General features: G+C 39.2%; 12 protein-coding genes and 1 other annotated feature. All 12 genes read right to left on the bottom strand.

The genetic code is table 11. The features are described from left to right. Positions 1-85: 85 nt before the first annotated feature. The 12 genes from rpoC to AC3CH7_RS21320 all read right to left on the bottom strand — a co-directional run bounded on the left by rpoC (position 86) and on the right by AC3CH7_RS21320 (position 13,661). Positions 86-3,769: a DNA-directed RNA polymerase subunit beta' gene (rpoC, locus tag AC3CH7_RS21375; RefSeq protein WP_031416724.1), complete on the bottom strand. Its 3,684-nt coding sequence runs from the start codon at positions 3,767-3,769 to the stop codon at positions 86-88. 202 nt (positions 3,770-3,971) lie between these two features. Further along, complete coding sequence (gene rpoB / locus AC3CH7_RS21370; RefSeq protein ID WP_012296077.1) at positions 3,972-7,547, bottom strand: DNA-directed RNA polymerase subunit beta; 3,576 nt, start codon at positions 7,545-7,547, stop codon at positions 3,972-3,974. A gap of 242 nt (positions 7,548-7,789) precedes the next feature. Beyond that, the gene (locus AC3CH7_RS21365; RefSeq protein ID WP_031416726.1) at positions 7,790-8,392 is read right to left on the bottom strand and encodes a class I SAM-dependent methyltransferase; all 603 of its coding nucleotides are present in this window, start codon (positions 8,390-8,392) and stop codon (positions 7,790-7,792) included. Positions 8,393-8,468: 76 nt separating this feature from the next. Further along, the gene (gene rplL, locus AC3CH7_RS21360; RefSeq protein ID WP_012296079.1) at positions 8,469-8,828 is read right to left on the bottom strand and encodes a 50S ribosomal protein L7/L12; all 360 of its coding nucleotides are present in this window, start codon (positions 8,826-8,828) and stop codon (positions 8,469-8,471) included. 73 nt (positions 8,829-8,901) lie between these two features. Next, positions 8,902-9,402: a 50S ribosomal protein L10 gene (rplJ, locus tag AC3CH7_RS21355; protein ID WP_012296080.1), complete on the bottom strand. Its 501-nt coding sequence runs from the start codon at positions 9,400-9,402 to the stop codon at positions 8,902-8,904. 32 nt (positions 9,403-9,434) lie between these two features. Next, positions 9,435-9,580: a sequence feature (ribosomal protein L10 leader region), on the bottom strand. 54 nt (positions 9,581-9,634) lie between these two features. Beyond that, positions 9,635-10,333 (bottom strand): 50S ribosomal protein L1, encoded by a 699-nt coding sequence (rplA, locus tag AC3CH7_RS21350; protein ID WP_031416727.1) that lies wholly within the window; start codon positions 10,331-10,333, stop codon positions 9,635-9,637. Between the two features lie 116 nt (positions 10,334-10,449). Then, positions 10,450-10,875, bottom strand: coding sequence for a 50S ribosomal protein L11 (gene rplK / locus AC3CH7_RS21345; RefSeq protein ID WP_004233593.1), 426 nt, complete (start codon positions 10,873-10,875; stop codon positions 10,450-10,452). A gap of 230 nt (positions 10,876-11,105) precedes the next feature. Next, positions 11,106-11,639: a transcription termination/antitermination protein NusG gene (gene nusG, locus AC3CH7_RS21340; protein ID WP_031416728.1), complete on the bottom strand. Its 534-nt coding sequence runs from the start codon at positions 11,637-11,639 to the stop codon at positions 11,106-11,108. Positions 11,640-11,974: 335 nt separating this feature from the next. Next, the gene (secE, locus tag AC3CH7_RS21335) at positions 11,975-12,160 is read right to left on the bottom strand and encodes a preprotein translocase subunit SecE (protein ID WP_025116455.1); all 186 of its coding nucleotides are present in this window, start codon (positions 12,158-12,160) and stop codon (positions 11,975-11,977) included. 49 nt (positions 12,161-12,209) lie between these two features. Further along, positions 12,210-12,356, bottom strand: a complete 147-nt coding sequence (rpmG, locus tag AC3CH7_RS21330; RefSeq protein WP_075807303.1) for a 50S ribosomal protein L33 — start codon at positions 12,354-12,356, stop codon at positions 12,210-12,212. 76 nt (positions 12,357-12,432) lie between these two features. Continuing rightward, positions 12,433-13,080 (bottom strand): RNA polymerase sporulation sigma factor SigH, encoded by a 648-nt coding sequence (sigH, locus tag AC3CH7_RS21325; RefSeq protein WP_031416729.1) that lies wholly within the window; start codon positions 13,078-13,080, stop codon positions 12,433-12,435. Positions 13,081-13,148: 68 nt separating this feature from the next. Next, positions 13,149-13,661 carry an NYN domain-containing protein gene (locus tag AC3CH7_RS21320; protein WP_012296085.1) on the bottom strand — a complete coding sequence of 171 codons (513 nt, stop codon included), beginning with the start codon at positions 13,659-13,661 and terminating at the stop codon, positions 13,149-13,151. Positions 13,662-13,663: the final 2 nt, after the last annotated feature.

Raw genomic sequence — 13,663 nt, 5'->3', positions numbered from 1 at the left:
ATTACCATTTTATACTGTCAACTAATATCTTTAAAAAGTCCGAAGAGACGGTGGAATTCCATCTCTTCGGCGCTATTTTTACTATCTATTCAGCAGAAACGACTTCTGTGTCAAGCTCATCTTTTTCAATGCGGATTTGACGGTAACGTTGCATACCAGTACCTGCAGGAACAAGTTTACCGATAATTACGTTCTCTTTTAATCCAAGAAGCTCGTCACGTTTACCCTTAATTGCTGCATCTGTTAACACACGTGTTGTTTCTTGGAATGATGCTGCTGATAAGAATGATTCTGTTTCAAGAGAAGCTTTTGTAATACCTAGGATTACAGGACGACAAGTTGCAGGGTTTTTGCCATCCATAACAGCATCTGCGTTTGCCTCTGCGAACTGGTGGATATCTAGTAATGAACCTGGTAATAAATCTGTATCTCCAGCTTCAATTACACGTACTTTACGAAGCATTTGGCGAACCATTACCTCGATATGTTTATCTCCAATTTCTACCCCTTGCATACGGTATACTTTTTGAACTTCTTTTAATAAATATTCTTGAACAGTTGAAACGTCTTTGACTTTTAATAATTGTTTTGGATCGATAGAACCCTCTGTTAAAACTTGACCACGCTCCACATTATCACCTTCGATAACTTTAAGACGTGCATTATAAGGCGCTTGGTACTTACGAGTTTCTACGTCACCTTGAATCGTAATTTCTTTTAAGCCTTCACGGATTTCTGTGATATCTGAAACAGTACCTGCGATCTCTGAAATAACAGATTGACCTTTTGGATTACGTGCTTCAAAGATCTCCTGGATACGTGGAAGACCTTGTGTAATATCGTCCCCGGCAACCCCACCTGTATGGAATGTACGCATTGTTAACTGTGTACCTGGTTCACCGATTGATTGAGCGGCAATAATACCAACTGCCTCTCCAACCTCAACCTTTTCACCTGTTGCTAAGTTCATGCCGTAACATTTTTTACATACGCCATGTTTTGTATTACATGTAAATGCTGAACGGATAGTCACTTCTTCGATACCAGCTTCGATAATTGCACGAGCCACATCTTGATCGATTAAACCGTCTTTATTTAGAATCACTTCACCAGTTTCAGGATGTACGATTGTTTTCTTCGTATGACGACCAACAATACGCTCATCTAGAGCCTCGATTAGCTCTGTGCCTTCCATTAATGCACCAATTGTTAAACCACGGTCAGTACCACAGTCATCTTCGCGCACAATAACATCCTGTGCAACGTCAACAAGACGACGAGTTAAGTAACCTGAATCGGCAGTTTTTAGGGCTGTATCGGCAAGACCTTTACGAGCACCGTGAGTTGAGATGAAGTACTCTAATACTGTTAAACCTTCACGGAATGAAGATTTAATTGGTAGTTCGATGATACGACCAGCCGGGTTGGCCATCAGACCACGCATACCTGCTAACTGTGTAAAGTTAGATGCGTTACCACGGGCACCTGAGTCAGACATCATGAAGATTGGGTTTGTTTTCTCAAGAGACTTCATCAGCTTGGCTTGGATTTCATCTTTCGCAGCACTCCAGCTTGAGATAACACGGTCATAACGTTCATCCTCTGTGATGAAACCACGGCGGAATTGCGCTTGAACTTTATCAACCTTTTCTTGAGCTACTGCTAAAATTTCACCTTTGTCAGGTAATACCACGATATCAGATACACCAACAGTAATACCGGCACGAGTTGAATATTTGAATCCTAGGTTTTTCATGCGGTCAAGCATTTTAGATGTTTCAGTAATGTGGAAACGTTTAAATACTTCAGCAATGATATTTCCTAAGAACTTTTTACGGAATGGATTTACAACTGGTACAGATTCAAAATGCTTGCGCAATACAGCTGTACGTTGTGCATCAATTTTCCCTTTTTCATCAAGGCTATTATAAGCACTATCTGATTCAAGCTCTTTTAGTGTTTCTTCGTCAATTGTTAAATTCACAAAGTATTTTTCTGGTGTTACTTGCTCTAAGTTAAAATCAGTCGGCTCATTGATATAAGGGAATGATTCAGGCAAGATTTCGTTAAAGATCACTTTACCAACAGTCGTTAATAGGAACATGTTATTTTGTTCCTCTGTGAAGGTTGGATTATTTAACGAACCAGCTTTAATAGCAATACGTGTATGCAAATGCACATGACCTGTATCATATGCGATTAATACTTCGTTTGGACCGTAGAAAATAGTACCTTCTCCACGTGCACTTTCACGTTCAAGCGTTAAGTAGTAGTTTCCTAATACCATATCTTGTGAAGGTGTTACAACAGGTTTACCGTCTTTAGGGTTCAGAATGTTTTGCGCAGCAAGCATTAGAAGACGAGCCTCAGCTTGAGCTTCTGCAGACAATGGTACGTGAACGGCCATTTGGTCACCATCGAAGTCAGCGTTATATGCTGTACATACTAATGGGTGAAGACGAATAGCACGACCTTCTACTAGTGTTGGTTCAAATGCTTGAATACCAAGACGGTGTAGCGTTGGTGCACGGTTTAGTAATACTGGATGCTCACGAATAACATCTTCTAGTACGTCCCAAACGTCGTTGTTTAAACGTTCGATTTTACGCTTAGCAGATTTAATATTATGAGCTAGGCCACGTTCTACTAATTCCTTCATAACGAAAGGCTTGAATAACTCAATAGCCATTTCTTTAGGTAGACCACATTGGTACATTTTTAAGTTTGGACCTACTACGATAACGGAACGACCGGAATAGTCAACACGTTTACCAAGTAGATTTTGACGGAAACGACCTTGTTTACCTTTCAACATATGTGAAAGTGATTTTAGTGGACGGTTACCAGGACCTGTTACAGGGCGTCCGCGACGACCATTATCAATTAATGCGTCAACAGCTTCTTGTAACATACGTTTTTCGTTTTGTACGATGATGCTTGGAGCACCTAAATCTAATAAACGTTTTAATCGGTTATTACGGTTGATAACACGACGGTATAGATCGTTTAAATCTGAAGTTGCAAAACGTCCACCATCTAATTGCACCATTGGGCGAAGCTCGGGTGGAATTACAGGTAGTACATCTAAAATCATCCATTCAGGTGAGTTACCTGAGTTACGGAATGATTCAACAACTTCTAAACGTTTGATAGCACGCGTACGTCTTTGACCTTGTGCAGATTTTAACTCCTCTTTTAAAGAATGAGTTTCATCTTCTAGGTCAATTTTGCCTAATAATTTTTTAATTGCTTCTGCACCCATTGAAGCTTCGAATGTATTTCCGAACTTTTCACGGTATGCGCGGTACTCTTTTTCAGAAAGTAATTGTTTGCTTTCTAAATTTGTAGCACCAGCATCAATCACAACGTAGGAAGCGAAATAAATCACTTCTTCAAGTGCACGCGGTGACATATCTAAAATTAGACCCATACGGCTAGGAATACCTTTGAAGTACCAGATATGAGAAACTGGTGCAGCTAATTCGATATGACCCATACGTTCACGACGAACTTTAGCACGCGTTACTTCAACACCACAGCGGTCACAAACTACGCCTTTATAGCGGACACGTTTATACTTACCACAATGACATTCCCAATCCTTAGTTGGCCCAAAAATACGTTCACAGAATAAACCATCTTTTTCTGGTTTTAACGTACGGTAGTTAATTGTTTCAGGTTTTTTAACCTCACCATATGACCAAGAGCGAATCTTGTCAGGGGATGCTAAACCGATTTTCATATATTCAAATTCATTAACGTCTATCAAGGAGCCTACCTCCCTCTAGTATAGGTCTTTATAAAGACTCTTTTACGCAGCTCGATAATCGTTTGCAAAGAATTTCCTCTTTGACAAAGGATTAGAAATAGAATGATTTATTAAAAGAAAAAGCCAGGCAGGGCGTTAAATCCTGCCCGGCTAATTTGAAAATAAGTTTGACCTTCTTCACCATTGTGAATTTTGGTTTCCATTATTCAAAAGACTCTACTGGCTCTTCTTCAGTATCTGGCTGTGGTGCGATGTTAAGTGCATCAGCTGGTTGAAGATCTTCTTCTTCGTCTAAATCACGAAGCTCTACTTCTTCATCATTAACTGTTAACATCTTAACGTCCATACCAAGAGATTGAAGTTCTTTAATCAATACTTTGAATGATTCAGGAACCCCTGGCTCTGGTACACTTTCACCCTTAACGATGGCTTCATACGTTTTCACACGACCAACAACGTCATCGGATTTAACTGTTAAGATTTCTTGAAGTGTATAAGCGGCACCATATGCTTCAAGTGCCCATACTTCCATCTCACCAAAACGTTGTCCACCAAATTGCGCTTTACCACCAAGTGGTTGCTGCGTAACAAGTGAGTAAGGACCCGTTGAACGCGCGTGAAGTTTATCGTCAACCATGTGAGCAAGTTTGATCATATACATGATACCAACAGATACACGGTTATCAAATGGTTCACCAGAACGGCCATCATACAGGATAGTTTTACCGTCACGGTTCATCCCTGCTTCTTCCATTGTTTCCCAAACGTCTTCTTCATTCGCACCATCAAATACTGGTGTTGCCATGTGGACGCCTAGGTAGCGAGAAGCCATACCTAAGTGTAATTCTAAAACTTGTCCGATATTCATACGAGAAGGTACACCAAGTGGATTTAACATGATATCAACAGGCGTGCCATCTGGCATGAACGGCATATCTTCTTCTGGCAAGATACGAGAGATAACCCCTTTGTTACCATGACGTCCGGCCATTTTGTCCCCAACGCGAATTTTACGTTTTTGAACAATGTAAGCACGAACTAATTGGTTAACACCTGGTGGTAATTCATCGCCATCTTCACGGTTAAATACTTTAACATCCAGAATGATACCGCCAGCACCATGAGGGACACGTAATGATGTATCACGAACCTCACGAGCTTTTTCACCGAAAATAGCATGTAATAAACGCTCTTCAGCAGTTAATTCTGTAACTCCTTTAGGCGTTACTTTCCCTACAAGAATATCACCGTCACGTACTTCCGCACCAATACGGATAATACCACGTTCGTCTAGGTTACGAAGTGCATCTTCCCCGACATTCGGAATATCACGAGTGATTTCTTCAGGTCCAAGTTTTGTATCACGAGACTCTGATTCATATTCTTCAATATGAACAGATGTATAAACATCGTCTTTTACAAGGCGCTCACTCATAATAACAGCATCCTCATAGTTAAAGCCGTTCCAAGTCATGAATGCAACAAGTACGTTACGTCCAAGAGCTAATTCGCCTTTTTCCATTGATGGACCATCTGCTAAAATATCGCGAGGCTTCACACGTTCACCTACTTTTACAAGCGGACGTTGGTTATATGAAGTACCTTGGTTTGAACGAATGAATTTTTGTAATTTATATTTTGTTAAATCGCCTTTAACCTCTTTGCCGTCAACAACTTCAATGCGGCGAACATGGATAGAGCGAGCTTCAACATGCTCAACAATACCATCATACTTCGCTACTACAGCTGCACCTGAATCACGTGCATCCACGTGTTCCATACCCGTACCAACGAATGGTGCCTCTGGGTTAAGAAGTGGAACTGCTTGACGTTGCATGTTTGCACCCATAAGTGCACGGTTAGAGTCATCGTTTTCTAAGAATGGGATACACGCAGTCGCTGCAGAAACTACTTGTTTAGGAGATACGTCCATGTAGTCCATTTGAGCTTTATTAAATACTGTGTTATCTCCGCGGAAACGACCTACTACTTCGTCATTTGCAAAGCTACCATCTGGATTTAATGGTGAGTTTGCTTGTGCTACGTAGTAGTTATCTTCTTCATCAGCTGTTAGATAATCAATTTGATCCGTTACTTGACCTGTTTCATGGTCAATACGACGGTAAGGCGTTTCGATGAAACCAAATTTATTTACTTTAGCGAAAGAAGATAATGAGTTGATTAAACCAATGTTTGGCCCCTCTGGTGTCTCGATTGGACACATACGACCATAGTGAGAGTAGTGAACGTCACGTACTTCGAAACCAGCACGCTCACGTGTTAAACCACCAGGCCCTAATGCAGATAATCGGCGTTTATGCGTTAACTCTGCTAACGGGTTTGTTTGGTCCATGAATTGTGATAATTGAGAGCTTCCGAAGAACTCTTTAATTGACGCAATGACTGGACGAATATTAATTAATTGTTGTGGTACGATAGCCGCTGTGTCGTTAATAGACATACGTTCACGTACTACACGTTCCATACGAGATAATCCAATACGGAACTGGTTTTGTAGTAACTCACCTACAGAACGTAGACGACGGTTACCTAAATGGTCAATATCATCTGTTGCACCTACTTGATAAAGCAAGTTGAAGAAATAGCTTACTGAAGACAATACGTCAGCAGGAGTGATATTTTTTACTTCTTCATCAATATAGGCATTACTAATGATATTAATTTCTTTTTGGGCTTCATCTTTCGGTGCATAAATTTTAATAGATTGGATTGTTACATCGTCCTCAAGTACTCCACCAACTTGTGATAAAGTACGGAAACCAATACCCTTCGAAGAATCTTCTAGGTAAGGTAGGATTTTATCTAAAGTACGGCGATCAAGCACTGTACCTTTCTCTACTAAAATTTCGCCTGTTTCTGGGTCTACAAGCGTTTCAGCAATCGTTTGGTTGAATAAACGATTTTTAATATGAAGCTTTTTATTCATTTTGTAGCGTCCAACATTCGCTAAATCATAGCGTTTTGCGTCGAAGAAACGAGAGTATAATAAACTTTTCGCACTTTCAACTGTTGGTGGTTCACCTGGACGTAAACGCTCGTAGATTTCTAAAAGTGCTTTTTCAGTGCTTTCAGAGTTATCTTTTTCTAACGTATTACGTAAATACTCGTTATCACCGATAATATCGATAATTTCTTGGTCTGAGCCAAAACCTAATGCACGAAGTAATACGGTTACTGGTAGTTTACGAGTACGATCGATACGTACATATACCACATCTTTTGCATCCGTTTCATACTCTAACCAAGCACCACGGTTTGGAATCACTGTAGCTCCAAAACCTTTTTTACCGTTCTTATCCGTTTTATCATGGAAATACACACTTGGTGAACGAACTAATTGTGAAACGATAACACGTTCAGCACCATTGATAATGAATGTACCCGTTTCTGTCATTAATGGGAAATCACCCATGAAGACATCCTGTTCTTTCACTTCGTCTGTTTCTTTGTTGTAAAGACGTACTTTCACACGTAATGGAGCTGCGTAAGTAACATCTCGCTCTTTACACTCATCAACATCATATTTAGGATCACCTAATGAATAATCGATGAATTCTAATGAAAGATTGCCTGTAAAGTCCTCGATCGGCGAAATGTCACGGAACATTTCACGTAAACCTTCTTCAAGGAACCACTCGTAAGACGCCGTTTGAATCTCAATCAGATTTGGAAGCTCAAGCACCTCTTTAATACGCGCAAAGCTTCTACGCTGGCGGTGTTGTCCGTACTGAACTAGTTGACCTGTCAACTCATTCACCCCTCAATAAAGCGATATTAGGTCTTTGCAAAATCATACAAATAGTGTATGATTTCGAAAGACAAAAAGAAAACGAGTCTTCAAAAAGATCTCATTTTCGGTTAACTAAACTTATCTTGGCAAGTATACCCATATTAAAACAATTCTATACAAAAAGGGCATACGACCTCAAAATAATATTTTTGCATTGTATCATATTATCATAGCCGATTTGTCAAGTCAATAAATTATACATATTTCATTTATTTTTTTGCTCGTATTATCCAGTATCCTTTTTTCTTCTCGACAACATCGACTTCGGAAAATTTACCCTCTAGGTAACTTACTGTCGATGGCGCTCCTTGTTTCTTCTGAATTACTACCCAAAGCTCTCCAGATGACACTAGTCTATCATAAGCTCCATCGTAAAAGCGGAAAATCGTTTCCTTCCCTGCACGAATTGGCGGATTCGTTAAGATAGCTGCTGCTTCTATATCTTTATCAACCATCGATAGGCCGTCACTCACAAATATTCGTACATTTTGAACACCGTTCACTTGCGCATTTTTTTGCGAAAGCGCAACTGCACGTTCATTTATATCCATCATACAAACGGTACGGTCTGGATTCGCTTTGGCGATGGATAATCCTATCGGCCCATATCCACACCCTATATCAAAAATTGCACCATCAATATTAGGCATTTGAAAAGCGTCTATTAAAACACGGGATCCAAAATCTACTTCGCTTTTACTAAATACACCTGCATCCGTTTCAAATGAAAACGAATGCCCTAGTAATTGAAATGTCCAATGACGAGGTTTACTCTCAGTTTGAGGATTACTTGTATAATAGTGATCTGACATTTTCACGCCTCCTCAGAATGAAGAAAAAAGCTCGCCAATATGACGAGCTTTCCTTTTGTTTAAAAGTAACGCGAGATTACTTAACTTCTACAGATGCGCCAACTTCTTCAAGTTTAGTTTTGATTTCTTCAGCTTCATCTTTAGAAACGCCTTCTTTAAGAGCTTTAGGAGCGTTATCTACTACTTCTTTAGCTTCTTTAAGACCTAAACCAGTGATTTCGCGAACCACTTTGATTACTTTAATTTTTTCTGCACCAGCAGATGCTAATACTACGTCGAATTCTGTTTTCTCTTCAGCTGCAGCAGCACCACCAGCAACTACTGCTACAGGAGCAGCAGCTGTTACACCGAATTCTTCTTCGATAGCTTTTACTAAATCGTTTAATTCAAGAACTGTCATAGCTTTGATAGCTTCTAAGATTTGCTCTTTGTTCATTATAATTTCCTCCTAATTGGATAATGTTTTATTTTTTTGCGGTCAGGCCGCGGAAGTTTTTGGACGTATTAAATTACGCGCCTTGTTCTTCTTTTTGATCTGCAACAGCTTTTGTTGCAAGTGCGAAGTTACGCACTGGAGCTTGAAGTACAGATAAAAGCATAGAAAGTAGACCTTCGCGTGATGGAAGTTCTGCAAGTGCTTTAACATCTTCAACAGAAGAGATTGTACCTTCGATAATACCTGCTTTAATTTCTAAAGCTTCGTTTTTCTTAGCGAACTCGTTGATGATTTTAGCAGGCGCTACAACATCTTCATTTGAGAACGCAATTGCGTTAGGACCAACTAATACGTCGTTGATTCCTTCAAGACCAGCAGCTTCAGCAGCACGACGAGTTAAAGTGTTTTTGTATACTTTGAACTCAACGCCAGCTTCACGAAGTTGTTTACGAAGCTCTGTTACTTGTGCAACATTAAGACCACGGTAATCCACTACTACTACAGAAGAAGCGTTTTGGAATTTCTCAGTAATCTCTTGAACTTGTACTTGTTTGTTTTCGATTGCTTTGCTCATGATGACACCTCCTATTAGAATGGGTCATTTATACCGACAAAAGAAAAGCCCCTACGTCAAATAGACACAGAGGCTGAAAGTCATCATCTTTAAATAAGAATCTGAATTCCGATGTCCTCGGTAGGAACATTAAGTGACATGTCACTCCTACTGTCTACGGTACAAATGGATAATTCACAACAGCAATGATTATATCATGTAATCATTGCTGTTGTCAATATATATATTTAAATTATTTTACTACTACGTTAGCAGCGTCAATTTTAACAGCTGGACCCATTGTAGTTGTAATATTTACAGACTTCATGTAAGTACCTTTAGCTGCAGCAGGTTTTGCTTTTTGAACTACATCAAATACAGCTAAGAAGTTTTCTACTAATTTTTCTGCAGAGAAAGAAACTTTACCGATAGGAGCGTGGATGATACCAGCTTTGTCAGCACGGTATTCTACTTTACCAGCTTTGATTTCTTCGATAGCTTTTGTTACATCGAAAGTAACTGTACCAGTTTTAGGGTTTGGCATTAAGCCTTTAGGTCCTAATACACGACCAAGTTTACCAACTTCACCCATCATGTCAGGAGTTGCTACGATTACATCGAAATCAAACCAACCTTGTTGGATTTTTTGGATGTACTCTGCATCACCTACATAATCAGCACCAGCTGCTTCTGCTTCTTTAAGTTTTTCACCTTTCGCGAATACTAATACGCGTTGAGTTTTACCAGTACCGTTTGGTAGTACTACTGCACCACGGATTTGTTGGTCGTTTTTACGAGTATCAATACCTAAGCGGAAAGCAACTTCTACAGTAGCGTCGAAGTTTACTGTGCTAGTTTTTTGAGCAAGTTCGATTGCTTCTTGTGCACTGTATAGTGAGTTACGATCAATTAATTTAGCTGCATCTTGCAGTTTTTTACCTTTTTTAGCCATTATATATTTCCTCCTTGATTGTGGTTATAACGGATTTTACCTCCCACGAATAAAGGTTGCGTGTTCACAAAGAAACTTCGCAACCTTCCAAAAAACAAAACATCAAGTAACTGGGATTAGTCTTCGATAACAATACCCATGCTTCGTGCAGTACCTTCTACCATTAACATAGCAGCTTCTACTGAAGCAGCGTTAAGGTCTGGCATTTTAGTTTCAGCGATTTCGCGAACTTTATCACGTTTAACCGTTGCCACTTTTTTACGATTTGGTTCACCAGATCCAGATTGGATACCAGCTGCTACTTTAAGTAGAACTGCTGCAGGTGGAGTTTTTGTAATGAAAGTGAAAGAACGATCCTCGAATACTGAAATTTCAACTGGAATAATAAGACCAGCTTGATCAGCAGTACGCGCGTTGAATTCTTTACAGAATCCCATGATGTTCACACCTGCTTGACCTAATGCAGGACCAACCGGTGGAGCTGGATTAGCTTTACCAGCAGGGATTTGAAGTTTTACAACTTTAATAACTTTTTTAGCCACGAGACACACCTCCTTAAGTCCGTGATGTGGTAATTGGGTTGCCCCTCCCACTCAATATCTGTCTGTCAGCTAAGTGCCGATAACATTAAAATTATCATTACAGACGTCAAACAAAAGTATGACAGTCTGACCTATGAAATGATACCACTTTTAATTTTTTTAAGCAAGTAGTAATTAACAAAATCTGCGAAACGTCTACCAATTGGCATGTCACAGTTCTAGAAATTGTACTATAATTTTTGAATTTGTTCGAAGTCTAGCTCCATAATTGTTTCGCGACCAAACATATCAACTGACACTTTTATTTTTCCTTTTTCTGTGTCAATTTCTTCAACACGTCCTTGGAAATGAGCGAACGGCCCTTCTAATACTTCAACTGCCTCACCAATAGAGATGTCCACTTCAACAATCTTATCAGTCATACCCATTTGTTGTAATAGACGATCCGCTTCTTCAGGTAGTAAAGGTGTTGGTTTTGCTCCTCCACCAGAGGACCCGATAAAGCCTGTTACACCCGGCGTATTACGCACTACATACCAAGAATCATCTGTCATAATAAGCTCTACTAATACATAACCTGGGAAAACTTTACGCATCATCGTACGCTTTTTCCCATCCTTCATTTCTGTTTCCTCATGCTCAGGAACAATCACTCGGAAGATTTTATCTTGCATTCCCATTGTTTCTACACGTTTTTCTAGGTTTGCTTTTACTCGGTTCTCATACCCTGAATACGTATGAACAACATACCAATTTTTCTCCATAACTACTAGGACTCCTCGTCCGTCCCTCCCTTACAAATAAAAGTGAAAATGAATCGCGATATGCTAGATGCAATCCTTACCCTTTTCACAAACATCTCATATAAACATAGCCTTTTCCTATAAAGAAAGCCTGAAGATATGTATCGAAACTAGCATAGTCATCTATCGCTACTATCATACTTATCATAATGAGATTAACTTACTGCCATTCACTTCATCCATATCACTTGCACATAAAGATAGAATTACCTGCTGAATGAAGATAAAACAAACGAAAAAACCCGTTATTGCAATGGACGGGCTATTTCATAAGTATTAACATGCTATTTACTAAATTATAAATCTAAGTACCAGCGGAATAATGATGAAATACCTAAGTCAACTAACACAAAAAATAAAGCCATAACGACAACAGTTGAAATTACAACGACTGTATATTTAGTCAGCTCTTTACTTTTCGGCCAGCTTGTTTTGCGCATTTCTGACATTACATCACTGAAAAAGCCTTTGATCTTGCCCATTCTAGCTTAACCTCCGAATCAATCAAAATCTGTCTATTTACATATCATTTTATAACGTTTGTTTATGCACTGTATGTTCATTGCAATGCGAGCAAAATTTCTTTAATTCGAGGCGTACAGTGGAGCCTTCTTTAGCCGGGAACGTGTAATTTCTCGATCCACATTTCTCGCAATTTAGCACGACTTTTTTTGCCATACACTCACCTTTTTCGGCACTTTATCTTTTTAAGACTAACACCTATATTTGTCAATGTCAATAAAGCCTATGACCTCTAAGACATTTCCTCAAGGACTAAATGTCGCTCTAATTTGCGCTTCACCCGCTGCAAAGCATTATCAATGGATTTCACATGACGATTTAATTTTGCAGAAATTTCATGATATGATCGGCCATCTAGATATAGAGCTAAAACCTGTAACTCTAGTTCACTTAAAATCTCACTCATCTTTTCTTCTAAATATCCAAATTCTTCTCTATGAATTATTAATTCTTCTGGATCATCCATGATAGCGCCTGTTAAAACATCCATTAGCGTTCGGTCTGATTCTTCATCAAAAATGGGCTTGTCCAAAGAAACATACGAGTTGAGAGGTATATGCTTTTGCCTAGTAGCCGTTTTAATAGCGGTAATAATTTGCCTTGTAATACATAGCTCAGCAAATGCCCGGAAAGAAGCAAGCTTATCCCCTTTAAAATCACGAATCGCTTTATACAAACCAATCATGCCCTCTTGCACAATATCTTCCTTATCAGCACCAATTAAGAAATAGGATCTTGCCTTCGCCCTAACTAACAAACGGTATTTCGTAATTAAATAATCCAACGCATCTGTATTACCTTGATGCACCATTTCAATAAGCTCTTCATCATTGAATCGTTCAAAATCTTGTGTCACTTGTACAATGCTATTTTTAAACATGGTATCACCTCAGCCACAACAGATAATTAGGAACAGTATAACGGAAATGGAAAATATGCGTCAATCAATCATTTCAATCCACGTCTCCATTTTTCGAATGCTATCGCCACATCCGGCTTTAATTCTATACGTGAAGGTGGTCTACTTTCATGTTTCCTTTTTACAGCATGTGATATTTTATGCTGGATAATGCTTGTATCTATTTCTAGTTCTCTCGCTGATTTTCTCAAAGCCCCATTACCAAAGATCACACTTTGCTCTGCCATATCGGAAGTTGCTACGTGTATTTGTACATTTCTAGCCTTAAGTTCATGCGTCATTTTTTCAATACGTTCATCTGCTGTTTCATTTTTCCGAGTATAAATGACTTCAACATCACTTTCTAAATAAGATTGCTCTACGCCTGGTACTAGATGTGCGTCAAAAACAATAATTACGCGCCACCCCATAGCTGCTTTATATTCAGCCATAAGTTCTATCAACCTTTTGCGAGCATCTTCAAAATTTGTATCCCGCAATGGTCGAAGCTCTTTCCAGGACCCAATCATATTATAGCCATCAACTAGCAAAATGTTTTTCATTG

The sequence above is a fragment of the Lysinibacillus sp. F12 genome, assembly GCF_057773605.1.
This window is presented reverse-complemented; position numbering and strand designations above follow the sequence as displayed.

Coding starts and splice junctions, on each gene's coding strand:
- nusG (WP_031416728.1), bottom strand. CDS start 11,639: ATGGAGAAAAATTGGTATGTTGTTCATACGTATTCAGGGTATGAGAAC.
- AC3CH7_RS21320 (WP_012296085.1), bottom strand. CDS start 13,661: ATGAAAAACATTTTGCTAGTTGATGGCTATAATATGATTGGGTCCTGG.
- sigH (WP_031416729.1), bottom strand. CDS start 13,080: ATGTTTAAAAATAGCATTGTACAAGTGACACAAGATTTTGAACGATTC.
- secE (WP_025116455.1), bottom strand. CDS start 12,160: ATGGGCAAGATCAAAGGCTTTTTCAGTGATGTAATGTCAGAAATGCGC.
- rpmG (WP_075807303.1), bottom strand. CDS start 12,356: ATGGCAAAAAAAGTCGTGCTAAATTGCGAGAAATGTGGATCGAGAAAT.
- rplJ (WP_012296080.1), bottom strand. CDS start 9,402: ATGAGCAAAGCAATCGAAAACAAACAAGTACAAGTTCAAGAGATTACT.
- rplL (WP_012296079.1), bottom strand. CDS start 8,828: ATGAACAAAGAGCAAATCTTAGAAGCTATCAAAGCTATGACAGTTCTT.
- rplA (WP_031416727.1), bottom strand. CDS start 10,333: ATGGCTAAAAAAGGTAAAAAACTGCAAGATGCAGCTAAATTAATTGAT.
- AC3CH7_RS21365 (WP_031416726.1), bottom strand. CDS start 8,392: ATGTCAGATCACTATTATACAAGTAATCCTCAAACTGAGAGTAAACCT.